This window comes from Botryobacter ruber, assembly GCF_003347595.2.
GTDB classification, from domain to species: domain Bacteria; phylum Bacteroidota; class Bacteroidia; order Cytophagales; family Hymenobacteraceae; genus Pontibacter; species Pontibacter ruber_A.
Map to the genome: position 1 here is coordinate 1 of NZ_QCZK02000054.1, position 23496 is coordinate 23496.

22 protein-coding genes are annotated in these 23496 nt (G+C 49.6%); 12 read left to right on the plus strand and 10 right to left on the minus strand.

What is annotated here, in order from left to right; all coding sequences use genetic code 11:
• Window positions 1-269 precede the first annotated feature (269 nt).
• The 6 genes from DCW36_RS18050 (at window position 270) to DCW36_RS18075 (ending at window position 6880) form a co-directional block, all read left to right on the plus strand.
• The gene (locus DCW36_RS18050; RefSeq protein ID WP_240676232.1) at window positions 270-1628 is read left to right on the plus strand and encodes a S8 family serine peptidase; all 1359 of its coding nucleotides are present in this window, start codon (window positions 270-272) and stop codon (window positions 1626-1628) included.
• Between the two features lie 388 nt (window positions 1629-2016).
• Window positions 2017-3258 carry a S8 family peptidase gene (locus DCW36_RS18055; RefSeq protein WP_240676233.1) on the plus strand — a complete coding sequence of 414 codons (1242 nt, stop codon included), beginning with the start codon at window positions 2017-2019 and terminating at the stop codon, window positions 3256-3258.
• 205 nt (window positions 3259-3463) lie between these two features.
• Entirely contained in the window at window positions 3464-3904 is a 441-nt protein-coding gene (locus DCW36_RS18060) for an SRPBCC family protein (protein WP_114784664.1), read from the plus strand.
• Between the two features lie 89 nt (window positions 3905-3993).
• Window positions 3994-5466, plus strand: coding sequence for a 1-hydroxycarotenoid 3,4-desaturase CrtD (gene crtD, locus DCW36_RS18065; RefSeq protein WP_114784666.1), 1473 nt, complete (start codon window positions 3994-3996; stop codon window positions 5464-5466).
• 6 nt (window positions 5467-5472) lie between these two features.
• On the plus strand, window positions 5473-6159 hold the full coding sequence (locus DCW36_RS18070; protein ID WP_114784668.1) for a carotenoid biosynthesis protein: 687 nt from the start codon (window positions 5473-5475) through the stop codon (window positions 6157-6159).
• Between the two features lie 109 nt (window positions 6160-6268).
• A complete protein-coding gene (locus DCW36_RS18075; RefSeq protein WP_114784670.1) occupies window positions 6269-6880 on the plus strand; it encodes a TetR/AcrR family transcriptional regulator in 612 nt (203 codons plus the stop codon).
• A 245-nt stretch (window positions 6881-7125) separates the two neighbouring features.
• Here DCW36_RS18075 and DCW36_RS18080 read toward each other — a convergent pair whose 3' ends face one another.
• The 3 genes from DCW36_RS18080 to DCW36_RS18090 all read right to left on the minus strand — a co-directional run bounded on the left by DCW36_RS18080 (window position 7126) and on the right by DCW36_RS18090 (window position 8545).
• On the minus strand, window positions 7126-7368 hold the full coding sequence (locus DCW36_RS18080) for a DUF6952 family protein (protein ID WP_114784672.1): 243 nt from the start codon (window positions 7366-7368) through the stop codon (window positions 7126-7128).
• A gap of 8 nt (window positions 7369-7376) precedes the next feature.
• Window positions 7377-7694, minus strand: coding sequence for a thioredoxin family protein (locus DCW36_RS18085; RefSeq protein WP_114784674.1), 318 nt, complete (start codon window positions 7692-7694; stop codon window positions 7377-7379).
• A gap of 143 nt (window positions 7695-7837) precedes the next feature.
• Entirely contained in the window at window positions 7838-8545 is a 708-nt protein-coding gene (locus DCW36_RS18090; protein ID WP_240676234.1) for a Tll0287-like domain-containing protein, read from the minus strand.
• A gap of 65 nt (window positions 8546-8610) precedes the next feature.
• On the opposite strand from DCW36_RS18090, the gene prfA reads away from it, so the two are divergent.
• The 3 genes from prfA to DCW36_RS18105 all read left to right on the plus strand — a co-directional run bounded on the left by prfA (window position 8611) and on the right by DCW36_RS18105 (window position 11651).
• Entirely contained in the window at window positions 8611-9684 is a 1074-nt protein-coding gene (prfA, locus tag DCW36_RS18095) for a peptide chain release factor 1 (RefSeq protein ID WP_114784678.1), read from the plus strand.
• Window positions 9685-9827: 143 nt separating this feature from the next.
• Window positions 9828-11213, plus strand: a complete 1386-nt coding sequence (locus DCW36_RS18100) for a right-handed parallel beta-helix repeat-containing protein (protein ID WP_114784680.1) — start codon at window positions 9828-9830, stop codon at window positions 11211-11213.
• Window positions 11214-11228: 15 nt separating this feature from the next.
• Entirely contained in the window at window positions 11229-11651 is a 423-nt protein-coding gene (locus DCW36_RS18105; RefSeq protein ID WP_114784682.1) for a secondary thiamine-phosphate synthase enzyme YjbQ, read from the plus strand.
• Window positions 11652-11887: 236 nt separating this feature from the next.
• Here DCW36_RS18105 and DCW36_RS18110 read toward each other — a convergent pair whose 3' ends face one another.
• The 5 genes from DCW36_RS18110 to DCW36_RS18130 all read right to left on the minus strand — a co-directional run bounded on the left by DCW36_RS18110 (window position 11888) and on the right by DCW36_RS18130 (window position 16337).
• Window positions 11888-12823 (minus strand): phytanoyl-CoA dioxygenase family protein, encoded by a 936-nt coding sequence (locus DCW36_RS18110; protein WP_164891171.1) that lies wholly within the window; start codon window positions 12821-12823, stop codon window positions 11888-11890.
• Window positions 12824-13033: 210 nt separating this feature from the next.
• Window positions 13034-14557 (minus strand): bifunctional phosphoribosylaminoimidazolecarboxamide formyltransferase/IMP cyclohydrolase, encoded by a 1524-nt coding sequence (gene purH / locus DCW36_RS18115; RefSeq protein WP_114784686.1) that lies wholly within the window; start codon window positions 14555-14557, stop codon window positions 13034-13036.
• A gap of 26 nt (window positions 14558-14583) precedes the next feature.
• A complete protein-coding gene (gene purN / locus DCW36_RS18120; RefSeq protein ID WP_114784688.1) occupies window positions 14584-15168 on the minus strand; it encodes a phosphoribosylglycinamide formyltransferase in 585 nt (194 codons plus the stop codon).
• Window positions 15169-15304: 136 nt separating this feature from the next.
• Window positions 15305-15808 (minus strand): PaaI family thioesterase, encoded by a 504-nt coding sequence (locus DCW36_RS18125; RefSeq protein ID WP_240676235.1) that lies wholly within the window; start codon window positions 15806-15808, stop codon window positions 15305-15307.
• A 106-nt stretch (window positions 15809-15914) separates the two neighbouring features.
• Entirely contained in the window at window positions 15915-16337 is a 423-nt protein-coding gene (locus DCW36_RS18130; protein ID WP_114784690.1) for a Fur family transcriptional regulator, read from the minus strand.
• A gap of 290 nt (window positions 16338-16627) precedes the next feature.
• Here DCW36_RS18130 and DCW36_RS18135 point away from each other — a divergent pair, with 290 nt between their 5' ends.
• Window positions 16628-17539 (plus strand): NAD(P)/FAD-dependent oxidoreductase, encoded by a 912-nt coding sequence (locus DCW36_RS18135; RefSeq protein WP_114784691.1) that lies wholly within the window; start codon window positions 16628-16630, stop codon window positions 17537-17539.
• 102 nt (window positions 17540-17641) lie between these two features.
• On the opposite strand, the gene rpmA is transcribed toward DCW36_RS18135, so the two are convergent.
• Together rpmA and rplU are read right to left on the minus strand one after the other, a co-directional pair.
• A complete protein-coding gene (rpmA, locus tag DCW36_RS18140; protein WP_114784693.1) occupies window positions 17642-17911 on the minus strand; it encodes a 50S ribosomal protein L27 in 270 nt (89 codons plus the stop codon).
• A 74-nt stretch (window positions 17912-17985) separates the two neighbouring features.
• Window positions 17986-18297, minus strand: coding sequence for a 50S ribosomal protein L21 (gene rplU, locus DCW36_RS18145; RefSeq protein WP_114784701.1), 312 nt, complete (start codon window positions 18295-18297; stop codon window positions 17986-17988).
• A 653-nt stretch (window positions 18298-18950) separates the two neighbouring features.
• On the opposite strand from rplU, the gene DCW36_RS18150 reads away from it, so the two are divergent.
• Both DCW36_RS18150 and DCW36_RS18155 read left to right on the plus strand, forming a co-directional pair.
• Window positions 18951-19910: a ribonucleoside-diphosphate reductase small subunit gene (locus tag DCW36_RS18150; RefSeq protein WP_114784703.1), complete on the plus strand. Its 960-nt coding sequence runs from the start codon at window positions 18951-18953 to the stop codon at window positions 19908-19910.
• A gap of 616 nt (window positions 19911-20526) precedes the next feature.
• Complete coding sequence (locus DCW36_RS18155) at window positions 20527-22902, plus strand: ribonucleoside-diphosphate reductase subunit alpha (RefSeq protein ID WP_114784695.1); 2376 nt, start codon at window positions 20527-20529, stop codon at window positions 22900-22902.
• The last annotated feature ends 594 nt before the right edge of the window (window positions 22903-23496 follow it).

A 23496-nucleotide genomic window follows, 5' to 3' on the forward strand; every position in this document is an offset into this window, starting at 1 on the left:
GCTAATTTATACATAAAAAGAATTTGCATTTTGATTAAATAAGATAAAATTTATTTAAACCGCCATAAATGGCAATTTTTATTGTATAAAATATATATGATGCTAATGAGATAAACAAGGTGAAATGGGGTGTTTGGCAAGGGGTTAAGTAGAATATTTTGCTGTTAATTATTAGTGAATAAATGAACTATATTTATGTCGTAAATGGTTTGATATTCAATTAAAATTGACAATATAAAATATCTATCACATTCCACTTTAGTCAAATTATGAAAATCTCTACATTTAAAAAGGTATTAGCCTGTACAGCTTTAGCTTCTGCGGTCGTATTAACCGGATGCCAGCAGGAAGAACTGATGGAAAACCAGTTTACAACAGCGGTAGCTACAGAGACTACAGTTCATGGTCAGGCCATTGAAGGACAGTACATCGTGGTCTTTAAAGATGGCTCTGTGGGCGTAAGCACAGATAATACTGCTAATGCCAGAATTGCAAACCAATTTGCATCGGCCTCTGTACGTCAGGCGGTACTTGCTAAAGCTGGTATTGGAAATGAGGAAATCAGAGAAACTTTTCAGGGAAGTGTGAAAGGCTTTGCGGCACGTCTGTCTGCTGAGCAGCTGAAAGCGCTTCGCAACAGCCCGGAAGTAGCCTATATCGAGCAGGACAGGATCATTACATTAGGTAAGCCTGTTAAAGACACTGACACAACCGACGGTGAAAGTGTAAAAGGTAACGGCGGAACTACAAAAGGTGGTGGAAAGCCAACAAAATCGGATGGCGGCACTACAACAACAGACCCTGCTCCTACAACAGAACCTACTGCTCCTGCAGATAATACTTATACAAAAATTACCCCACTGGCCGGTGAACTTGTTCCCTGGAACATTGCCCAGGTTGGTTACGGTGACGGAACAGGTAAAACGGTATGGGTAGTAGACTCAGGCGTAGACACAGACCACCCGGACCTGACCGTTGATCTTGCCAGAAGCAAGTCCTTTGTTAGCGGAGTTACCTCTGTGGAAGATGGTTACGGGCATGGTACTACGGTTACAGGAATCATTGCTGCCAAGAACAATGGTTCAGGCATGATCGGTGTAGCTGCTGGAGCCACTGTGGTTGCCCTGCGCGTGTTCGACGATGCCGGCGCCGGTACGCTTTCCAGTGCGATATCGGCAGTAATTCACATCGATACCTACGGAAAGCCGGGCGACGTTGTAAACCTGAGCATCGGCAGCGGAATTTCCTCTACCATGGATAATGCCGTGAAGAGTGCAGCCGCTAAAGGTATTCTGTTTGCTATTGCAGCCGGTAACAGCGGCGTGGATTGCATAAACACCACGCCTGCCCGTGTAGATGCACCGGGCGTATATACGGTATCGGCGATGGACAGCTATGCAAGGCTTTGGGACAGATCTAATTACGGACTTCCTGTAGACTGCTCTGCACCAGGTGTAAACGTGACAACTACGACCAAAGGTGGTTCGATCGGAGGCGGCGCCTATGGTACTTCTTTTGCCGCTCCGCACGTAGCAGGTGTACTGTTGCTGAGAGGCAAGGTTTATGCGAAAGGCACGATCACCGGCGATAAAGATTCTCAGCCAGACCCGATTGCTTCTGTAGAATAAGCAAAGAAGTATCTGGTAAAACAGTAAACAGCACAGGCCGCTCCAACAGAGCGGCCTGTGCTGTTTATAGTAGTAGTTAAAATGTTCTATGCAACTCGTACATGAATGCTTCTCTTTTTTCTATCCGTTTGCTTTTCGCTCGGAAAAGCCTGATAACTGCAGAATCAGGCCCTTTTTCCCTCCTTTACATGGCTAAGTGCCCGTCTGTGTAAAACAGCACAGACAGCTGCAGTAGGATTATTTATAGAATTAGTTTTACAGTGTTTGGAACTAAACAGGGGTTGAAATTGGTTATGTATATGAATGACGGTTATACTATCAGCTTTATTGATCAGGCTGCTTTTAACGGTCAGAAATTTTTAACGAAGCCAATATTAAATCTACTACTATGAAAAAGTTCACATTCGGAAAAGCACTCTCTCTTACTGCTCTCGCTTCAGCCATGGTACTTTCCAGCTGCCAGAAAGAAGAGTTGATGGAGCAACAGTTTGCTGCCCCAACCGATGTTCAGCAGACTTCCGGCACAAGCGGACAGGCTATTGAAGGACAGTACATCGTGGTATTCCAGGATGGTTCTACCAACAGCATCTCTGCCATGGGCGAAGCCACTACCCGCCAGTCGGTGCTGGCACAGTCCGGTATTGAATCTGGTGCTGTGAAAGAGACCTTTCAGGGAGCTGTGAAAGGTTTTGCTGCCCGCCTGACGGCCGACCAGCTCCAGGAGCTGCGTAATAACCCGGAAGTGGCTTACGTAGAGCAGGACAAGATCATCAACATAGACAGAGGCATCACTTCCGCTAACACCACTGCTTCGGCAGAAGGATCGATCACTGCCAACGGTACGGTAGGTACTATTACCCCTATGTCCGGAGAGATAGTTCCCTGGAACATCCAGCGCGTAGGCTACGGCGACGGACGCGGAAAGACGGTATGGGTAATCGACTCTGGTGTGGATACAGACCACCCGGACCTGACCGTGGATATGTCCAGGAGCAAGTCTTTTGTGAGCGGAACCACGTCGGTAGAAGATGGTTATGGCCACGGAACAACCGTAGCCGGTATCATTGCTGCTAAAAACAACGGCAGAGGCATGATCGGTGTGGCTTCAGGTGCTACAGTAGTTGCCCTGCGCGTGTTCAACGATTCAGGAGCCGGTACGCTTTCAAGCGCTATCTCCGCAGTGAGCCACGTGAACATGAATGCCAAAGCAGGTGATGTGGTGAACATGAGCATCGGTAGCGGTATCTCTTCTACCCTGGATTACCTGGTAAAGAGTGCAGCATCTAAAGGCATCAAGTTTGCCATTGCAGCCGGTAACAGTGCTGTGGATTGTGCTTCTACTTCTCCTGCCCGACTGAACGCTCCTGGTGTGTACACCGTGTCAGCTATGGACAGCTACGGCAGGCTGTGGGACCGTTCTAACTATGGTTTATCTGTAGACTTCTCTGCCCCTGGTGTGAACGTAACAACGACTACCAAAGGTGGTTCTATCGGAAGCGGTGCTTACGGTACATCCTTTGCCGCCCCGCACGTAGCTGGTATCCTGTTGCTGAAAGGTACTGTAGTAGCGAAAGGAACCATCACCGGCGATAAAGATTCTAAAGCTGATCCCATCGCTTCACTTAACTAAGAATTAATTTCCATAGTTTGATTAATAGAGACAGCAGCGGCCACCAATTGGTGGCCGCTGCTGTTTTTTGCGTATGAGTGGGTTTATCCGCTGTTACAGGCTCTTCTGAAATTTAGCTGATGCAAAAGGCTGCCGGCAAAACTTTCTTTCTGAAATGTGGTTAAGCTATTAAAACGGGAGGTTCAAAATCAAAAGCGGGAAATTTATGCAGCTACACCTGAAAACATTCGTCCGGCAGCACTACCTGTCCGTTTTTGAAGCATTTAATGAAAGCCTTTTCAGGAAGCTGGCTCCGCCCTATCCCTCCTTCAAATTATTGCGGTTCGATGGGAGTTCGCCAGGCGATGTGGTGGAAATTGAGTTACAGACCGGCTTTAAAGCGTTCCGGTGGACGAGCCTGATTACCGAAAGAGAAACAACCGAAACTGAAGCCTGGTTTGTAGACCAGGGACAGGTGCTCCCGCCCCCACTGCGTTTCTGGCGGCACAAACATGTAGTCGAAAAAGCAGGCACAGGCGCTGTAATTCACGACATCATCACCTACCGCACAAAATACCGCTGGCTCGATGTGCTGTTGTACCCGTTGATGCTGGCACAGTTCGCTTACCGGAAGCCGGTTTACAGGAGCGTGTTTGGTGGCAGGTAGTGCAGACACTTGCCTGTAATACTTTCTTCTGAAACCTTTACAGGCTTTCCCGGTTATGGAGCTGGGGAATTTTTTGTACATTGGAATAAATGAAAAAAGCAGCCATCATAGGTTCAGGTATTGGAGGTATTGCCTCAGCAGTACGACTGGCGCTGAAAGGCTATGACGTGACGGTGCTGGAAGCAAACAACTCGTTTGGGGGCAAAATGCACCAGTTTGTGCTGGATGGCTTCCGGTTCGACGCCGGTCCGTCGCTGTTCACGCTGCCGCACCTGGTAGACGAGCTTTTCAGGCTGGCGGGTCGTACACCCTCCGATTACTTTACTTATTCCAGGCTAAACCCCATTACGCACTATTTCTGGCCCGATGGCAGCAGGATGAAAGCCTGGGCTGACCCTACTCGCTTCGCGGAAGAGGCGGAGCAGCAACTGGGGGTTCCGGCGGAGGCGGTGAGCCAGGTGCTGGCCAGGAGCGCCCGCCTGTACAAAGGCACCGCCGACACGTTTCTGCATAAGTCGCTGCACAAAGCCAGCACGTATTTCAGTGCCGATGTGCTGAAAGCACTTGGCTGCCTTCCCGATCTCGGCCTGGCGACTACCATGCACGAGGCCAATGCGGCCAGGTTTACAGACTCCCGGTTCGTGCAGCTCCTCGACCGCTTTGCCACCTACAACGGTTCCGACCCCTACCAGGCCCCCGGCACCCTTAACCTGATTCCGCACCTGGAGCACAACATTGGCGCCTTCTATCCGAAAGGTGGCATTTATGCCATTGCACGCAGCCTGGTAACGCTGGCAGAAGAGCTTGGTGTTACCTTCCGGTACAACGAACGGGTGGAGCGGATAACTACAAAAGGCGGCAAGGTAACCGGCGTGGCTACTGCCAGGGGAGCTTATGAAGCCGACGTGGTAGTCAGTAACATGGATGTGGTGCCCACTTACCGCAAGCTGCTACCCGACCAGCAGGCGCCCGAGCGGACACTGCAGCAGCCACGCTCCAGTTCGGCCCTGATTTTTTACTGGGGCATCCGGCGGGAGTTTCCGGAGCTGCATGTGCACAATATCTTCTTCAGCGAGAGCTATAAAACCGAATTTGAGCACATCTTCCGGCATAAAACCATTAGCCCGGACCCGACAGTTTATATCAATATTACCTCAAAGGCCGAGCCGGAAGATGCACCGCCGGGTTGCGAGAACTGGTTTGTGATGGTAAATGTGCCGCACCACCAGGGGCAGGATTGGCAGCAACTGATTGCGGTTACACGCGAGACGGTGCTGAAAAAGCTCAGTGCAATGCTGCAGACAGAAATTGCGCCGCTGATTGCCTGCGAACAGGTGCTGGACCCGCTCCTGATCGAGCAGCAGACTTCTTCGTATGCCGGTGCGTTGTATGGCAGCAGCTCCAACAACCGGATGGCTGCTTTCCTGCGTCACCCGAATTTCAGTGCTGCGTTAAAAGGCCTGTACTTCTGTGGCGGAAGCGTGCACCCGGGAGGCGGCATTCCGCTGTGCCTGCTCTCGGCCAAAATTGTAGGAGACCTGGTCGAAAATGAAACTATGTAACAGCTAATGTCCGGAACCACTCAAGATACCTCTGCCCTGGTGCCTGCTATTCCGGTGCTGAAGCGGTATGCGCTGCCGTTGTCTGTTGCGGTGCTTGTAATTTTTCATGCAGTTGGCCTCTGGGGAATGGCTTTCAGTAACAATCCTGCTTATTTCCAGTCGCTCACGCCCCTGAACCTGCTGCTGACCAACGCGCTGCTGTTTGGTTTTCACAGGCGCTGGAACCGAACCTTTTTCCTGTTTGCCCTGACGGTATTTGCTGTAGGTTTCCTGGTGGAGGTGGTGGGGGTGCATACGGGCCTGTTGTTTGGCAGCTACAGCTATGGCAGTGCCTTGGGCTATAAACTGTGGCGCGTGCCCCTGCTCATTGGCCTGAACTGGCTGATGCTGGTGTATGTAACCGGCACCCTGGCTGACCGGCTCCGGGTGCATTGGCTGTTAAAAGCTGTAGCAGCGGCTGCTTTAATGGTGTTGCTGGACTTCTTCCTGGAGCCTGTGGCGGTAACGTTCGATTTCTGGAGCTGGCATAAAGGGGCCATACCCGCCTTTAATTATATAACATGGTTTGCCATTGCTTTTCTGCTGCAGCTGTACTTTCAGAAAACAGCTGTTTACAAAAAAAATAAGTTGGCTATCTTTGTGTATGTTGTGCAACTATTTTTCTTCATTGCACTATACAGTATAATCATTTGATGGGGCTGACATGCTATTGCTTTGGAGCAGCCGTAACAAGAGAAACAGATGTTGCTGTACGTACAGTTTAACAGCCATGGCAGTTGATTTAGCGAAGGATACCTAACTTATGACTTTTATTGAAACCATCTTAGAGGAGATTGTCCGTTTGTTCAAACAAAACGGGATAGAAGCAAATACGCAGGACGTAATTATTAAAAAGCTTGACATAAGGCCGTCAACTTTTCAGGAGCTTTTTTCAGACAGGCATGAAATGGTGCGGAAGGCGGTGGTTTTCGATATGGAACAACAGAAGCGTGCACAGGCAAAGCTGCTGGCGAAAGCTAAAAACCCGGTCGAAGAAATCATGTTGCTGGTGAATGAAGGGATAAAAGATACAAAGGAGCTGAACCTGCAGTATGTCCTGGACCTGCAGCAGCATTACCCGGATGTCTGGCGTTTGGGTTTGGATCACCTGGATAATTATTCCTATCCGCTTGTTTCTGAAATAATTAACAAAGGAATTCTGGAAGGCTATTTCCGGAAAGACATTAACCTGCACCTGGTCACAAAGATCATCTTTGAGCAGCTGAACATGATTATCAATCCTGCAGTGTTTCCGCCGGAACGCTATGACTTAAGCGAGGTGTACCGGAGTGTTTACCTGTATTATATACGCGGCATTTGCACCGAACAGGGTGGTAAGCTGGCAGAACAATTCTTTGCTTCCAAAAACCTGTAAGGAGCAGTGGCTGTGGTGGCTGGTGCAGCAGACTTTTTTTTAGTAGCAGCTGCTGCAAAGGTAGTAGAAGGGAGTAAAAATGAGTTGCTGTAAGGGAGCTAAAGCCTTCGGGTGGTCAGATTTTTCTGCAGCCATTGCCACCATTCCCTTAGCTGCTGCAATAAGCTTTGTATAGCAGGTGGCGCAGGTCTGTACCAGGCACAAACTTAAATCCGAGAACAAAGCCTGTGCCTGGCAGAGAAGTGTTAACTGATAGAAACGCGTACTTTTTTGGTGTACTCGCGCAGGGCGGTTTTAAAATCGGTGTTGTTGTCTTCCATGTAGTTCAGGATCCAGACGGCAGCCAGCACGTGCGTCAGCTGTTCGCCTTCGTCCTCTCCTTCTACTTCTATGGCAAGCGGCTGCTCGTCTACAATGGCAGCTTCGGCCTCCATCAGGGCGTGCAGGGTGTGTGTTTCGACTAATTTCTTAATAGCAGGTATTTTCATAGCGGGCGTTAAACAATTTTATGGATCAGGTCACGTACAGCCTCTTCTTTGCTGGCTGCCACCGTATCTACTAACTGGCCCTTTTTAAAAACGGCAAAGAAAGGCAGGTTGGTAACACCGGCCATTTTACGCGCTTCCGGGCTTGTTTCGGCATTCACGTCAACAAAGGCAACATTGGCAAACTGCTCATCGTCGGATAAACGCTTGAATTTTGGGGAAAATAAACGGCAATTGCCGCACCAGTCGGCATAATATTTCACCACCACATTGGGGTTGGCGTTTAAGATGCCTGCAAAATCATCATCAGTTGCTTTAATAACAGCCATAGTATCTATTTTTTTTGTGGTTATAAATTACATGCAGTATGCATTCATCATACTGGCTTCAAAAGTAAATGTTTCAGAGCAAAGATTATAATGGAGATCCTGTGGCAGCCTGCTTTACCACGTGTGCACCTGCCGGTGAAATCTTACAGCCCTTTCGGGATGCGGCTTTTCCTGGGTTGTGCGTTCAGGTCGGTTACGATGCCTTTCTTGGTGAAGTGAATGTACCACATGCCGCGCAGGTCGCCCAGTTTATAGCCGGTGGCCTCATCAGTAGGATACCGTTCTTTCAGTACCTGGTATTCTTCTGTGGCTACCTCCTGGCCAAGCGTACCGTGGCAGCGCAGGCAGGTTTCGCTCCGGATGTAGATGGGCGCCGTGTACAGCATCTCCTGTTCGTTAAGCTCCACCACCTGTGGCTCCTTCAGCTCGCCCTGCTCGTACTGCTGCAACAGGGCTGTAACACGTTCGTCGGCTTTGTTGGCGGGGTTGCGCAGCTTGGAGCTGGTGCGGCGGGCGGTGGCGCCATATTTTTCTTCGAGCGCATTAATGGCCGGGAAGTTCTCGGGCGGGCAGTAGGGCAAAGCAGCTTCCACGCCTCCTTCCTGTAGCTTTTCCTGCAGGAGCTTCCCTACTTCCTGCATGGCTACGGTTGCAATAGAGTCGCCTGCTTTGCGGGTGGCTGCCAGAATCTGGGGCCTGGTCACGCGTTTGATCTTGTGGCGCTCCAGTTCCTGGGCAATTTCCTTGCCTCCTTCAATTGGTTTTACTTTTACATCACAACCTGAAACTATAAGTACAATAATAAAGGTTATAGCAGAAAGCAGTATACGTTGGCAGAACATCTTATTCATGTAGTTGTATAAATGAAACTATAGGCCAATTTAGTATCTTTGCACATTATAACAATACCAAAGCCATGTTAGATAAATTAGAAGCCATCAATCAGCGTTTTGAGGAAGTCAGCCAGCAGCTTATTCAGCCTGACGTGGTGAGCGACCTGAAGAAGTTTAAGGCGCTTAATAAAGAATACAAGGATCTGGACAAGATCGTTACGGAATATAAAAAATATAAAAACCTGCTCAGCAACATCGAGAGCGCCAAGCAGGTAATTGCCACCGAGAAAGACGAAGAGTTCCGGGAGATGGCCAAGGAGGAGCTGGACGAGCTGTTGCCGCAGCGCGAGGCCATGGAAGAAAACCTGAAGGAGCTGCTCATCCCGAAAGACCCCAACGACAGCAAAGACATTATCATGGAGATACGCGCGGGTGCCGGTGGCGACGAAGCTTCTTTGTTTGCCGGTGACCTGTACCGCATGTACAGCCGCCTGGCCGAGAAAATGGGCTGGCGCATGGAGCTGATCGATGCTACCGAGGGAACAGCAGGTGGTTACAAAGAGATTATCGTGGGCATCAGCGGCGAAGACGTGTACGGCAAAATGAAGTTCGAATCGGGTGTGCACCGGGTGCAGCGGGTACCGGCTACCGAAACGCAGGGCCGTATTCACACGTCTGTGGCATCGGTGGTGGTGCTGCCGGAGGTGGAAGAGTTTGATGTGGAGCTCGATATGAACGACATCCGCAAAGACTTGTTCTGTGCTTCCGGGCCGGGTGGACAGTCGGTAAACACGACATACTCGGCGGTGCGCTTAACCCACATTCCTTCCGGCGTGGTAGCGCAGTGCCAGGACCAGAAGTCGCAGATCAAGAACTTTGAGAAGGCGCTGAAGGTATTGCGTTCGCGCGTTTACGAAATAGAACTGGCCAAGAAGAATGAAGCTGAAGGTGCGCAGCGTAAGAGCATGGTGGGTAGCGGCGACCGCTCCGATAAAATCAGGACCTACAACTATCCGCAGGGCCGCGTAACCGACCACCGCATTGGCCTGACCGTATACAACCTGCCGGCCGTAATGGATGGTGGCGTAGAAGACTTTATCGAGCAGCTTCGTATCGCCGAAAATGCCGAAAAGCTGAAAGAGGGCGCAGCAGCGTAATAAAATAAGTAACCGGAGCAGGGCAATTTGTACTGATGTTTGTACAGGTTGTCCTGCTTCTGATTTTATTTCGGTGGTTCATATAAATTCTGTTTATTTTACCGTTTGAAGTACAGGTAAATTAGCGTATAAAAATCAACACCTTGAAATACCTCATCTCCTTATTGCCCCTGCTGTTGCTGCTAGCAGCTGTTTCGTGTACGCCCCGCGATGAGGTAATTACAACTGATCCTACTGCCACCTTAGCTTTTTCTGCTGACACCGTGCTGTTCGATACAGTGTTTGTGGAACAGGGCAGCATTACCAAACGCCTGAAAATTTACAATCCGAATGCCAGGGCAGTCCGTATTAATGAGATAACCCTGGCGGGGGCCGGCGCTTCTCCTTATAAGCTGATCATCAATGGCGTGGAAAGCCCCATTGCAAACAACATAGAGCTGCGGGGGAAAGACAGCCTGTACGTGCTGGTAAAAGTCAACATCAACCCCACCGACGAAAACCTTCCTTTTCTGGTAGCCGACTCCATCCTGTTCCGGACCAACGGCAACCGGCAGCAGGTAAAGCTGGTGGCCTACGGGCAAAATGCCTACTTCCACCGCAAAGGCGTTATCGGGACAACGGAGTGGCCCAACGATAAGCCGCATGTGCTGTTAGACTCCGTACTGGTGCGCGAAGGGGCCACGCTCACCATTCAGAAAGGTACCCGTATTTTTGCCGTAAACCGATCGGTGCTGCTGGTAAACGGAAAGCTGCAGGTAGAAGGCACGCCGGAAGAGCGCGTGGTTTTCAGCGGCTACAGGCGGGAACAGGCCTATGCACAGGCACCGGGGCAATGGGGTGGTATCCAGATTCTGACCAGGAGCGAAAACAACAGCATCCGGTATGCCGACATCAAAAATACCGTGTGGGGTATCCGGATAGGTAACCCGGGCAAAGGCGGCACCCTGGTAGAAGGGTGTAAGATACAATATGCGTTCCAGGATGGCATTATCGCTTTTACCTCTGATGTGCGGGTGGTGAATACGCTCATCGAGAACTGCGGGCAATACTGCTTTGCCGGGCTGGGCGGCGGCAATTACGAGGTGCTGTATTCTACCATTGCCAACTATAACAACCCGCAGCTGCGCAAAACACCTTCTTTTGTAATTGCCGACTATATCCCGGGTACGGAGATAAAAGACAAGCCTACTTCCCTGAATCTGATCAACACCATCATCTACAGCAACGGGGCAAGTAACAAAGATGAACTGCTGATAGTGGCTAACCAGGAATTGCCTACCCTGTCGCTGCTTATTCTCAACAACCTCATCCGGACGGAACTTTACCAGGAGGATCTGAATGAGAACGGAAACATCCTGAACCAGGATCCGAAATTTAAACGGGGCGAAGAGCAGAGCTATAGCCTGGAGGAGCAGTCGCCGGCCAATGGGGCCGGTATCCCGATAGAGGGAATAGAAACAGACATAACAGGAGCCATGCGCCACGAAAGTACACCAGATATGGGCGCCTACGAACTAGTTGAAGAGTAACAAGAAGAGTAACAAATGAAGTGGATTCAGAAAGAGATACGACTGCCGGCCGTAAAGCGGGGCTTTCACCTGATCACCGACCTGGTTGAGTCGCAGCTGCCTGAGCTGGAGGATATAAAAGTTGGCCTGGCGCATGTTTTTATCCGGCACACCTCCGCCAGCCTCACCATCAACGAAGATGCAGACCCTACCGTGCGCCAGGATTTCGAGAGCCACTTCAACAAAATGGTGCCCGAAAATGCCCCCTACTACCGGCACACCCTCGAAGGCCCCGACGATATGCCTGCTCATTTGAAAGCCTCCCTCCTCGGTAGCTCCGTTACCGTGCCCATCACGAACGGCAAGTTCAACCTGGGCACCTGGCAGGGCATTTACCTCTGCGAGCACCGCGACCACGCCTCCAGGCGTTGGCTGGTGGTTACGCTGCAGGGGGAGTAAGAGCAGATCGTATTAACGCGGTTCCACAAAACTATTCCTCTCTTTGTCATCCCCGTAGGGGAGCTTGTGGGCGAACTGCAACTAAGCTAGCTACTGAAGGTCTTGTAATGGAAGGTCCTTTTTACTATCTGGTGTAAGACGTTTTCAGGAGCAGAGGCTGTGGTGGCAGCTGCAGCAGACTTTTTAACGCGCTTCACTGCCTTTTTTCTCTCATAAGCCACTGCAGGAAGTTAAGTTTAATCTATTTCGGTTACCTGTACTTCAGCTGTTGGGTAATCGTTCATCAGGGCCGGGCGCTGGGTTATTTCGTGGTAGCAGATTACATCTTTGGCGTAATAATGAATCACCATGCTTTTCCGGGTTCTGGCCAGGTCGTGTACAGGACTGCCGCCGTGTAACAGGTTGGCATGCCAGATAAACACATCGCCCTTCTTTGCATAGAATACCTGTTTCTGCAGTTGATTCTCCTGTATTACCTCCTGTACCTTGTCTTCATATTTCCGGTAGGCCACACTGCCTATTCTGTATTTGGTACTGCCACTTTCGAAATCGCTGTTAAGGATGTAAGGCAGCTTGTGGCTGCCAGGGTAATAGAATAGAGGGCCATTCGCTTCATCAGTATCTTCAAGTGCTATCCATACTGCTATCAGGTTGCCAAGTGGATAGGTTGTCATATGAATCGAGTCGGAATGGGCGCGCTGTTCACTGCCTTTCAGGAAATTAATCGTCTGGAAAGGAATCACCTGTCTGCCCAGGAGAAATTCCAGAATGTTCGTGAGTGCAGGCTTATAGAGAATGGCTTTCAGCGCATCGGAGTGCCTGAAAGCAAACATGATTTTTTTGTGCGTGTAGTTAAAGTCTACCTTATGATCCTGCAGCAGCCTGTCTATCTCGTCGTTTACATTGTCTATCACCTCATCGGAGAAAAACCTGTTCAGTGCAAGGAAGCCGTTTTCAGGCCAGGTTTTTAGTTTCTCCTGCAAGGGAAGCGGGAACTGTGAAAATTGTGGGTTTCTGGAAAGGCGCTGCTGTGCTTCAGGGCTGTCAAGCCACGGCTCCTCCTGCGGTGGCAGTTTTTTAAGTACTGTGCTTGATATGGGGCTGTAGATAGACCGGTCTAACTTGTACTTTTTGTAAATAGCTTTGTTGTGCTTCAGCTTTTTGGACTGCAAAAGGTTATTTAAAAAATAAACAGCCTTAAAAGTGCGAAGTACGCCCGTATATTTATTGATAAATCCCATTTCCCGGAGTTCTGGATGATGTTTTAAAACATTATATCATGAAGAACTGCAATTTAGTGAAATGTTTTGGAACTATGCCCACTAAAAAGCCCCGGCCAAAGGAGGCCGGGGCTTAGAAGCTTTATTGCGATAGGTTATGGTTTAGTGCTTGAAGTGGCGCACGCCTGTCATCACCATAGCCATGTTGTGGGCATCGCAGTAGGCAATGGAGTCCTGGTCTTTGATAGAACCGCCTGGCTGCACGACTGCTTTAATGCCTGCCTGGTCTGCAATCTCTACACAATCCGGGAACGGAAAGAACGCATCAGAGGCCATCACCGTCTGGCTCACATCAAAGCCGAAGCTGTTTGCTTTCTCGATAGCCTGGCGCAGGGCATCGACGCGGGAGGTCTGGCCTACGCCGCTGGAGAACATCATTTTATCGGTAGCCAGCACGATGGTGTTGGACTTGGTATGCTTACAAACTTTGGCTGCAAATACCAGCGCCTTTTTCTCTTCGGCAGACGGTTCGCGTTTGGTAACGGTTTTGAAGTCGGCTTCTGTTTCGGTCAGCAAATCCTTATCCTGCTCAATTACACCATTGAGCAACGTCTTGAACTGCTTTTTAGAGAACTCCACCGGCTTCTGCTTGAGCAGGATGCGGTTCTTCTTAGAGCGCAGCAGTTCCAGGGCATCCGCGTCATATTCTGGTGCAATCAGCACTTCAAAGAAAAGCTTGTTCAGTTCTTCGGCAGTGCCTAAGTCGATGGTGCGGTTGGCAATGATCACGCCTCCGAAAGCAGATACCGGGTCGGAAGACAGGGCCAGCAGGTAGGCTTCTTTAATAGTATCGGCGGTAGCGACACCGCAGGCGTTGGTGTGCTTCAGGATCGCCACGGCCGGCTCTTCGAACTCTGCTCCCAGTGCCACGGCAGCGTCTACGTCTACCAGGTTGTTATACGACAGTTGCTTGCCGTTCAGCACCTCAAACAGGTCTTCGAGTTTGCCGTAGAAGGTGCCTTTCTGGTGCGGGTTTTCGCCGTAACGCAGCGGCGTAGCTTCGCGGATGCTCTGCTTGAACACCTGCACTTCTTCTTCTTTGTTAAGGTAGTTGAAGATGTGGGTATCGTAGTTGGATGAGATATCAAAGGCTTTGGCAGCAAAGCGCTTGCGGTCTTCGAGTTCGGTAGCGCCGTCTTTGGCTTTCAGTACTTCTACTACTTCATCGTACTGGTCGCGCGACGACACGATGAGCACATCTTTAAAGTTCTTAGCTGCAGCTCTTATTAAAGAAATACCGCCGATGTCGATCTTCTCAATTACATCTGCCTCACCAGCGCCTGAAGCTACTGTTTCTTCGAACGGGTACAGGTCTACCACTACCAGGTCGATAGGCGGAATTTCAAATTTCTCCCGCTCTGCCAGGTCGCTGTCGTTATCACGACGGTGCAGGATGCCTCCGAATACTTTCGGGTGCAGCGTTTTCACGCGTCCGCCAAAGATAGAAGGATAAGCTGTCAGGTCTTCTACGGCTACTACTTCAGCGCCCTGCTCTTCCAGGAAAGACTGCGTGCCGCCTGTTGAGTAGATGGTAACGCCGTTTTGTTTCAGAAGCTCCACCAGTGGCTCCAGACGGTCTTTATAGTATACCGAGATAAGTGCGGATTTAATTTTAATAGCTTGCATTGCGGTATGGTTAAATATGTAAGGTTCTATTGTTTCAGCGCCAGTTCTTCTATTACGCGTGGGAGGTGTTCGTGCTCCAGTTGCAGCACCCGGGCTGCCAGTTCTTCGGGGGTGTCGGTTTCGTGTACGGGGCAGCGGTGCTGGTAAACAAAGTCGCCTTTGTCGTACTCTTCGTTTACCAGGTGGATGGTGATGCCCGACTCTTTTGCCTTTGCCTGCACCACCGCGGTGTGCACATGGATGCCATGCATGCCTTTGCCGCCGTACTCAGGCAGCAGGGCCGGATGGATATTTACAATCTTGTTCGGAAAAGCCTGCACGATATTTTGCGGCACCAGCCACAGGAAACCGGCCAGCACGATCAGGTCAGGGTTCAGTTCCTGCAGTTGCTGCAGCACTTTGCCGGACTGGTAAAAATCTTCTCTGTTAAACAAAAAAGCCGGAACATGAAATGTCTCGGCTCTTTTAAGGGCATACGCTTTCGGGTTGTTGGCGAACAGGGCAACCACACGTACGCTGTTGTGGTGCTCGAAGTACTCCATCAGGCGCTGTGCATTGCTGCCCGATCCCGAAGCGAAAATTACTATCTTCTTTTTATCTGGTTGTGCCAAAAGTATAGGACGTCGTTTTTATTTTAAGGCGCAAATATACGGGTTTATAAAAAGATGAAAGCGAAAAAAGTGCGGAACAGGTAGAAAAGTGAGATGAATCGTGCGAAAAAGGACACAAAACCTTTGCAGCGTTCTGTTACACGTGCCTTTTCCGTTTTACTTTGAAAGACCAGGTAAAGCTGAAACGGGCCACCTCTTTGCCGGCTTCGTCGGTGCCTGTGCTTGTGGCAATTACAGTTTGCCCTTCGCCTGTTGCTTTTGCCTGCTCCACCGCCTCCCGTATCTGCTTCCCGTCTTCGCACACAAAGGTAATTTTGCCGGTTGCTTTTTTGATAAAGTCTGCCTCCATGTGCACCACTAGCATCGATACCGCCGGCACCGACTGGAATACATGCATCATGCAAAGCACGCCTGTCGAAAGCTCTGCAGCCATGCTCAGGCAGGCAAAGTAAATGGAGCCAAAGGGGTTCTTGGTCAGGTATTTAAGCGGGATTGTTGTGGTGGCCCGCTCCTCTGTAAAACCGGCTACCCGGACATCGGCCAGGTACACCATCGGCAGGCGCGAGAGCATGAACAGCCGCATTTTGGCAGGCGAAGAAGCTAACTTCCGGAACGCTTCCGGACCGGTGGGGTTTTTCATGGGCAGAGGGGAAAGGGTTCTGTTGGTTTTATCTATGCAGCAGCATTTGCGGTAGGCAAAGCTGGCAATATCTATATCCTGAAACGGAAATTTCAGTAATGAGATACTACTCCCTCGCATTACAGGCCTTGCAAATCCCTTCGGCCGAAAAATGCAGGTTGTGCACCGAGTAGCCGGCAGGCAGGGTCATGGCGGGTATGTGTACCTCGTTGAGGCAGAAGGTCTGGCCGCATTGGGTGCAGCTGAAGTGGATATGGTTGTCGTAATGCTGGTGCTGGGAGCAGGCTTCCTGGCACAGGGCAAACTTCACAGCGCCGCTGATGTCGTTGATGCTGTGCAGCAGCCCCTGCTCCTTAAACGAGTAGAGCGTACGGTAAATCGTAACCCTGTCGTAGCGGTCGCCGAGCACCTGCTCGATATCGGCATGGGCCAGCGCCTGCTGGTGCGACAGGAACAGGTCCAGAATGTCGAGGCGGCATTTGGTCTTGCGAAGGCCGTATTCTCCCAGAAGTTCTTTTGCCTGTTTCATAGCGGGTAAGCTGTTTTCACTTACAAATATACGTGTATCAGAGGTCTTAGAAAACCCACCCCCGCTAGTTACCACAAAATTGTAGTTCCGGTACCAGGTGTGCCACAGTTTATCTCTCCGGCTAGAAGCCCGTAAATTAATCCTGGTTGCACCTCACTCCAACCCATAGCTTCTTATAAAATGCATAAATGCAACAGTATTGCATTTATGAAAATAATGCCTACCTTGCCCCTGGAAATGCCACCAACGGTATCCAGTAAAAGAGACATTGGCCCTTAAAAATCTGAGCTATGCAAGACAAAACGAACTTTGATGTAATTATAATTGGCGGCAGCTATGCCGGGCTTTCTGCCGCCATGGCCCTGGGGCGGTCGCTCCGGCAGGTGCTGGTTATCGACAGCGGAAAGCCCTGCAACCGACAAACACCCCACTCACACAACTTTATTACCCAGGACGGCAGAACCCCCGGGCAAATAACAGAGGACGCAAAAAAACAGGTACTTGCCTACAACACCATCAGCTTCTACAACGGCTTAGCCCTGAGCGGCAGCAAAACCGAAAATGGGTTTACCATTTCTACGGATAACGACGAAAGTTTTAGTGCCACAAAGCTCTTGTTTGCCACGGGCGTTACCGACCTGATGCCACCCATACAGGGATTTTCGGAATGCTGGGGCATTTCGGTACTGCATTGCCCATACTGCCACGGCTACGAAGTACGGCATCAGCCTTTGGGTGTACTGGGTAATGGCGACATGGGATTCGAGTTCGGCAAATTCATCAGCAACTGGAGCCAGGATCTGGTGCTGTTTACCAACGGACAATCTACTTTAACAGAAGAGCAGGAAAAGAAGTTAACCGGGAAAAATATCCGCATTATCCAGTCTGAAATAGCTGCCCTGGAGCATACCAACGGCAACCTGCAGCAGGTGCAGTTCAAAGACGGCAGCAGCAAAAAAATTGCCGCACTTTTTGCCCGCACCCCCTTCAGCCAGCACTGCACCATTCCGGAGCAATTGGGTTGCCAGCTTAATGAGCAGGGTTATCTTGCCATCGATGATTTTCAGCGCACAACCGTGCCGGGTGTATATGCTGCCGGCGACAACACGACGATGTTCCGGTCTGTATCGGCAGCAGTAGCAGCCGGCACCAAAGCAGGCGCTATGTTAAATAAGGAACTGGTGGACGAGCGTTTCCTATAGAATGCCCACGGCGTAGGCTATTATCAGTCATAACAAAAAGCGGCTGCCCCTTTCGGAACAGCCGCTTCAATTCTATCTGCCGAAGCAGAAAAGTGTTTTAGCTTACGCTTCTGCCTGTGCTTTAGGTAGAACAGAAACAAAAGAACGGTTTTTCTTGCCTTTCTTGAACTCTACAACACCATCGGTCAGGGCAAACAGGGTATGGTCTTTACCAATACCTACGTTAGCGCCTGGGTGATGTGCTGTACCTCTTTGTCTTACAATGATGTTGCCGGCGATGATATCCTGACCACCATAAATTTTAACACCCAGTCGTTTAGAATGCGATTCGCGACCGTTGTTAGAACTACCAGCTCCTTTTTTGTGTGCCATTTTCTTTTACTAGTTAATCCGGGCGTTAAGGTAAGGCCCGGAGAATGTTCAAACGATTAATTTCTTCTTACTGCTTATCCAATGCTCTCGATCAGGACCTTCGTGAATTGCTGGCGGTGGCCATTCTTCTTCTTGTATCCTTTTCTTCTCTTCTTTTTGAAAACGATAACCTTGTCGCCTTTTACCATCGGGGTAAGGATTTTACCTGTTACCTTAACACCGCTTACAAAAGGAGCACCAAGGGTAACGGTACCGTTGTCATCAGTAAGAAGAACATTGGCGAACTCAACGGCGTCACCTTCATTGCCGGAAAGCTTGTTAGCGTAGATGAACTTGCCGCTCTCTACTTTGGTCTGTCGACCTGCGATTTCTACAATTGCGTACATCAGCTTCAATGTATATTTTGATTTAGTGCGCAAAATTACAGGTATTATTTTTACTTTACAAGCTGTAGCCCCGATAATTTCTGCGAAGCCCAGAATACACATCTCTTTACAAGTGTGTGGATAACGGTGTTGAAATCTCGTGTTTAAAAATTTTGCTACCTGTTGTTGGTTTATAAGTTGTTGATATATAGTAAAATGCATTTGTTTTTGCACCTGAAGATTATGCACAATAACTGTTGGCAAGCTTGAAATATCTGCTGCGGCAGCCACCATTGCCTCTGCTGCTCGTTTTTAGATTTTTCCTTTTGATTTCCGGTTGTTTTAATTCTGAGAAGGTTTGGAGATTGTACTATTGCTGGCGCTGCTGCAGGGTGTGGTGTCCTCGGTAAGTATTACAGGGTTTGAATATAGAAAAAATATCATGTTAATAAACCTGTTTATTTTGGCTTAACAATTTGATAATCTGAACATTAGAAAGGTGTGGAGAAATTGAAAAACTTTAGCCCCTTATTTCGAGTTCAATTCCATATATTTGAACTCCCGAAAATCCCGGGCGTCCGGAAAAACCCGGACTCAAACCTATTTTATAATTGACATACATGTTGGGGCGGCTTGTCCCGGAGAATGTTTTAACTTATTAAGCTTACGTGTTTATGGAGCCAATACTGAAAGAGAACCCAAACCGCTTTGTCTTGTTCCCGATTCAGCACGACGCGGTGTGGAAGATGTACAAACAAGCTGAAGCCAGTTTCTGGACCGCCGAAGAGATCGACCTCTCGCAGGATCTGAAAGACTGGGAAAATCTGAACGATGGCGAAAGGCACTTTATCAGCCATGTGCTGGCTTTTTTTGCCGCCTCCGACGGAATTGTGAACGAGAACCTGGCGGTAAACTTCATGAATGAGGTGCAGATACCGGAAGCCCGCTGCTTCTATGGGTTCCAGATTATGATGGAGAACATCCACTCCGAAACCTATTCGTTGCTGATCGATACGTATGTAAAAAAGCAGAAAGAGAAAGACCACCTGTTCAATGCGCTGGAGACGGTGCCGGCAGTTGGTAAAAAAGGCGAATGGGCGCTGCGCTGGATCGAAAGCGAAAGTTTTGCTGAACGTCTTGTTGCTTTTGCTGCCGTTGAGGGTATTTTCTTCTCGGGCTCGTTCTGCTCTATCTTCTGGTTGAAGAAGCGTGGCCTGATGCCAGGGCTTACCTTCTCCAACGAACTTATCAGCCGCGACGAAGGTCTGCACTGCGACTTTGCCTGCCTGCTCTACTCGATGCTGGAGAACAAACTGCCCGAAGAGCGTGTGCATGAGATTATCCGCGACGCCGTAACCATTGAGCAGGAATTCGTGACCGATGCCCTGCCGGTAGACCTGATTGGCATGAATGCCAAACTGATGAGCCAGTACATTGAGTTTGTGGCCGACCGCCTGCTGGGCGAACTTGGCTGCAGCAAGCTTTACAATGCCACCAACCCATTCGACTTTATGGAGATGATCTCGCTGCAGGGTAAAACCAACTTCTTCGAGAAGCGTGTGGCCGAATACCAGAAAGCCGGCGTTGGAGGCGATAAAGACAAAAACGTATTCTCACTCGACGAAGACTTTTAGGAGTTAGAGAGTTTAGGAGTTAGAGAGTTTGGGAGTTAGAGAGTTTGGGAAGAAAGAGCGTAGGCTTAGTACTTAGTATAACTCCATTTTTTTTGTCATCCTGAAAGGATCTTGTGGGCAAGGCGCAGAAATGCCAGCGCATAGCTATCCGAGCCCGAAACAAAAAAGGAGCAAAAGGAATGGTAGCGTGTGTAGCCAGGAATTTAACCTTACGAATCCTGAAAATTCTAAAATTCTGTTCATCCTGATTCAGACAGATTGAGTGGGAATAGCCAGCCTTACTGGTACTCGCCCACAAGATCCTTTCAGGATGACAAAAGAAGGGAGCTGAGGCTTTGTATAATTCGGACAAAGCACAGCAAAAGTCTTTAGCTCCTGCCACCAAACCCACACCGGCTGCACAACCCACTTGTGGAACAGCTTTGTCCGGTTCAGCAGGCAATAGATTTTGCTTTACCTGCAATCAGTTGTAATGCAACGGCTTGCGCACCATTCGGCGTAAGGCTTCTGTAAGAACATTACCTGTATCCTTCTTCTGTGTGAGCAGAAGCTTATTATATAAATTTTACCTATTCAATAACCCGGGCCTTTTACCCCCGCTAAATGTATAAGAGCTATGTTAGTTGTAAAAAGAGACGGCCGGCGCGAATCCGTTAAATTCGATAAGATAACCGCACGCATCGAGAAACTTTGCTACGGCCTTAATATGGACTATGTGTCGCCTATAGAGGTGGCCAAAAAAGTGATTGACGGTATTTACGATGGCGTAACCACCGTGGAGCTGGACAACCTGGCTGCAGAAACTGCCGCCTCGCTTACGACCAAGCACCCGGATTATGCCGTACTGGCGGCACGTGTTGCTATTTCTAACCTGCACAAGGTTACCAGCAAGTCGTTCTCCAATACCATGAAGCGGTTGTACACCTACGAAGACCCCAAAACAGGTGAGAATGCATCGCTGCTCGCAAAAGATGTGTACGAGGTAATCCGTAAGCATGCCGCTACCCTCGACTCCACCATCATTTACGACCGCGACTACAACTACGATTATTTTGGCTATAAAACGCTCGAGCGCTCGTACCTGCTGCGCCTCGACGGAAGAATAGTAGAGCGTCCGCAGCACATGCTGATGCGCGTGGCCGTGGGTATCCATAAAGACGACATCGAATCTGCCATCGAGACTTATAATCTCATGTCCGAAAAATGGTTTACGCACGCCACGCCAACGCTCTTTAATGCCGGCACACCAAAGCCGCAGCTTTCCTCCTGCTTCCTGCTGGCCATGCAGGACGACAGCATCCCGGGCATCTACGATACCCTGAAGCAATGCGCCCAGATTTCGCAAAGCGCAGGCGGGATCGGCCTGAGCATCCACAACGTACGTGCCACCGGCTCTTACATCAAAGGCACCAACGGCACGTCCAACGGTATCATCCCGATGCTGAAAGTGTTTAACGACACGGCCCGTTACGTTGACCAGGGTGGCGGCAAGCGCAAAGGCGCCTTCGCTATTTACCTGGAGCCCTGGCATGCCGATATCTTCGAATTCCTGGACCTGAAAAAGAACCACGGAAAAGAAGAAAACCGCGCCCGCGACCTGTTCTACGCCCTCTGGACACCGGACCTGTTCATGAAGCGCGTGGAAGAGAACGGCACCTGGAGCCTTTTCTGCCCGAACGAAGCGCCCGGACTGGCCGAGTGCTGGGGCCAGGACTTTGAGCGCCTGTACGAGAAGTACGAGCGCGAAGGCCGTGCCCGCAAAACCGTAAAAGCACAGGACCTGTGGTTTGCCGTGCTGGAGTCGCAGATCGAAACCGGTACGCCGTACATGCTCTACAAAGACGCCGCCAACAGCAAGAGCAACCAGCAGAACCTGGGCACCATCAAGAGCTCGAACCTGTGTACCGAAATTATGGAGTACACCGATAAAGATGAGATTGCGGTGTGTAACCTGGCATCGCTGGCCCTGCCACGCTTTGTGAAAGAAGAGAACGGCCACAAGGTGTTCGACCACCAGAAGCTGTTTGATGTAACCTACCACGTTACCAAAAACCTGAATAAGGTTATCGACATCAACTACTACCCGGTTCCGGAAGCGAAAAACTCCAACCTGCGTCACCGCCCGATAGGCTTGGGCGTGCAGGGGCTGGCCGATACCTTTATTCACCTGCGCATGCCGTTCGAGAGTGAAGAGGCACGCGGCCTGAACAAAGATATCTTCGAGACAATTTACTTTGCGTCCATGACGGCCTCTAAAGACCTGGCCAAGAAACAGGGACCGTATGCAACGTTCAAAGGTTCGCCGCTGTCGGAAGGTAAGTTCCAGTTCGACCTGTGGGGCGTTACGCCGGAGTCTGGCCGCTGGGATTGGGAAGAGCTGCGCCAGGAAGTAATGGAGCACGGCGTACGCAACTCGCTGCTGCTGGCCCCTATGCCTACGGCTTCTACTGCACAGATACTGGGCAACAACGAGTCGTTTGAGCCTTATACGTCCAACATTTATGTGCGTCGTGTACTGAGCGGCGAGTTCATGATCGTGAACAAGCACCTGCTGAAAGACCTGATTGCGCTGGGCATCTGGAACGACAAGATGAAAAACGCCATCATTGCGGCCAACGGTTCTGTTCAGGACATCCCGAACGTTCCGCAGCACATCAAGGACCTGTACAAAACGGTGTGGGAAATCAGCCAGCGTACCGTTATCGATATGAGTGCCGACCGTGGCGCCTATATCTGCCAGAGCCAGTCGCTGAACCTGCACGTGCAGAACATCAACTTCGGCAAGCTGACCTCGATGCACTTCTACGCCTGGAAGAAAGGCCTGAAAACGGGTATGTACTACCTGCGCACCAAAGCCGCCGCCGACGCTATCAAATTTACGGTAGAAAAACAGGCAGCCGAAACGCTATCACCAGTCTACCAGGACCAGAACCGCAGCGACATGGCCTGCTCCCTGGATAACCCGGATGCTTGTGAGGCTTGTGGGTCGTAAGGAGTAACAGTATGGAGGGAGAGCTTTAAGGTTCTCCCTCTTTTTTTGCTATGTTTTCGTGCATCTGTTGTTATGAAACCCGGCGACTTTAATTTAAAAGTATATCCAAAAAAAACAGCAATGTTATTTAATACATACCGATCAAAAGAAAGGGCTAAAGGTTTAGAAGAACTTAAATACATTCTCAAAGTCAGGAGTAAAGTCCTCATTATACACTACTCTTGTGAGTCCTTCTTGAACCACCGGAACAGAGTCCCGAGGATTACATCTATTGCTATTCACAACTTAGAAACTGGTCAGACAAAATCTTTCTCAATCCATCTCTCTGCACAGATAAAGAAAGTAGATATAGACAGATTGAGTGAGGAAGCACGAAATAAGTTAGAAAAAGAAACATTGACTGAATTCTACAAATTTGTTAGTAAGCATAGGTCTTATAAGTGGGTACACTGGAAAATGCGGGATCAAGTTTATGGTTTTGAAGCTATAAGTGCCAGATCATTAGTGTCCAAACGTTGCTTTTTTATATCTATATAATCTACTGTAATTAAAGATGTTATACCTTGTTTTTGGATTTTTCGATTTGAAATGGGT

Coding starts and splice junctions, on each gene's coding strand:
- DCW36_RS18055 (WP_240676233.1), top strand. CDS start 2,017: ATGAAAAAGTTCACATTCGGAAAAGCACTCTCTCTTACTGCTCTCGCT.
- crtD (WP_114784666.1), top strand. CDS start 3,994: ATGAAAAAAGCAGCCATCATAGGTTCAGGTATTGGAGGTATTGCCTCA.
- DCW36_RS18125 (WP_240676235.1), bottom strand. CDS start 15,808: ATGAAAAACCCCACCGGTCCGGAAGCGTTCCGGAAGTTAGCTTCTTCG.
- purH (WP_114784686.1), bottom strand. CDS start 14,557: ATGCAAGCTATTAAAATTAAATCCGCACTTATCTCGGTATACTATAAA.
- DCW36_RS18155 (WP_114784695.1), top strand. CDS start 20,527: ATGTTAGTTGTAAAAAGAGACGGCCGGCGCGAATCCGTTAAATTCGAT.
- DCW36_RS18130 (WP_114784690.1), bottom strand. CDS start 16,337: ATGAAACAGGCAAAAGAACTTCTGGGAGAATACGGCCTTCGCAAGACC.
- DCW36_RS18090 (WP_240676234.1), bottom strand. CDS start 8,545: ATGAATAAGATGTTCTGCCAACGTATACTGCTTTCTGCTATAACCTTT.
- DCW36_RS18060 (WP_114784664.1), top strand. CDS start 3,464: ATGCAGCTACACCTGAAAACATTCGTCCGGCAGCACTACCTGTCCGTT.
- rplU (WP_114784701.1), bottom strand. CDS start 18,297: ATGTACGCAATTGTAGAAATCGCAGGTCGACAGACCAAAGTAGAGAGC.
- DCW36_RS18135 (WP_114784691.1), top strand. CDS start 16,628: ATGCAAGACAAAACGAACTTTGATGTAATTATAATTGGCGGCAGCTAT.
- DCW36_RS18105 (WP_114784682.1), top strand. CDS start 11,229: ATGAAGTGGATTCAGAAAGAGATACGACTGCCGGCCGTAAAGCGGGGC.
- DCW36_RS18050 (WP_240676232.1), top strand. CDS start 270: ATGAAAATCTCTACATTTAAAAAGGTATTAGCCTGTACAGCTTTAGCT.
- DCW36_RS18085 (WP_114784674.1), bottom strand. CDS start 7,694: ATGGCTGTTATTAAAGCAACTGATGATGATTTTGCAGGCATCTTAAAC.
- rpmA (WP_114784693.1), bottom strand. CDS start 17,911: ATGGCACACAAAAAAGGAGCTGGTAGTTCTAACAACGGTCGCGAATCG.
- prfA (WP_114784678.1), top strand. CDS start 8,611: ATGTTAGATAAATTAGAAGCCATCAATCAGCGTTTTGAGGAAGTCAGC.
- DCW36_RS18150 (WP_114784703.1), top strand. CDS start 18,951: ATGGAGCCAATACTGAAAGAGAACCCAAACCGCTTTGTCTTGTTCCCG.
- DCW36_RS18075 (WP_114784670.1), top strand. CDS start 6,269: ATGACTTTTATTGAAACCATCTTAGAGGAGATTGTCCGTTTGTTCAAA.
- DCW36_RS18070 (WP_114784668.1), top strand. CDS start 5,473: ATGTCCGGAACCACTCAAGATACCTCTGCCCTGGTGCCTGCTATTCCG.
- DCW36_RS18080 (WP_114784672.1), bottom strand. CDS start 7,368: ATGAAAATACCTGCTATTAAGAAATTAGTCGAAACACACACCCTGCAC.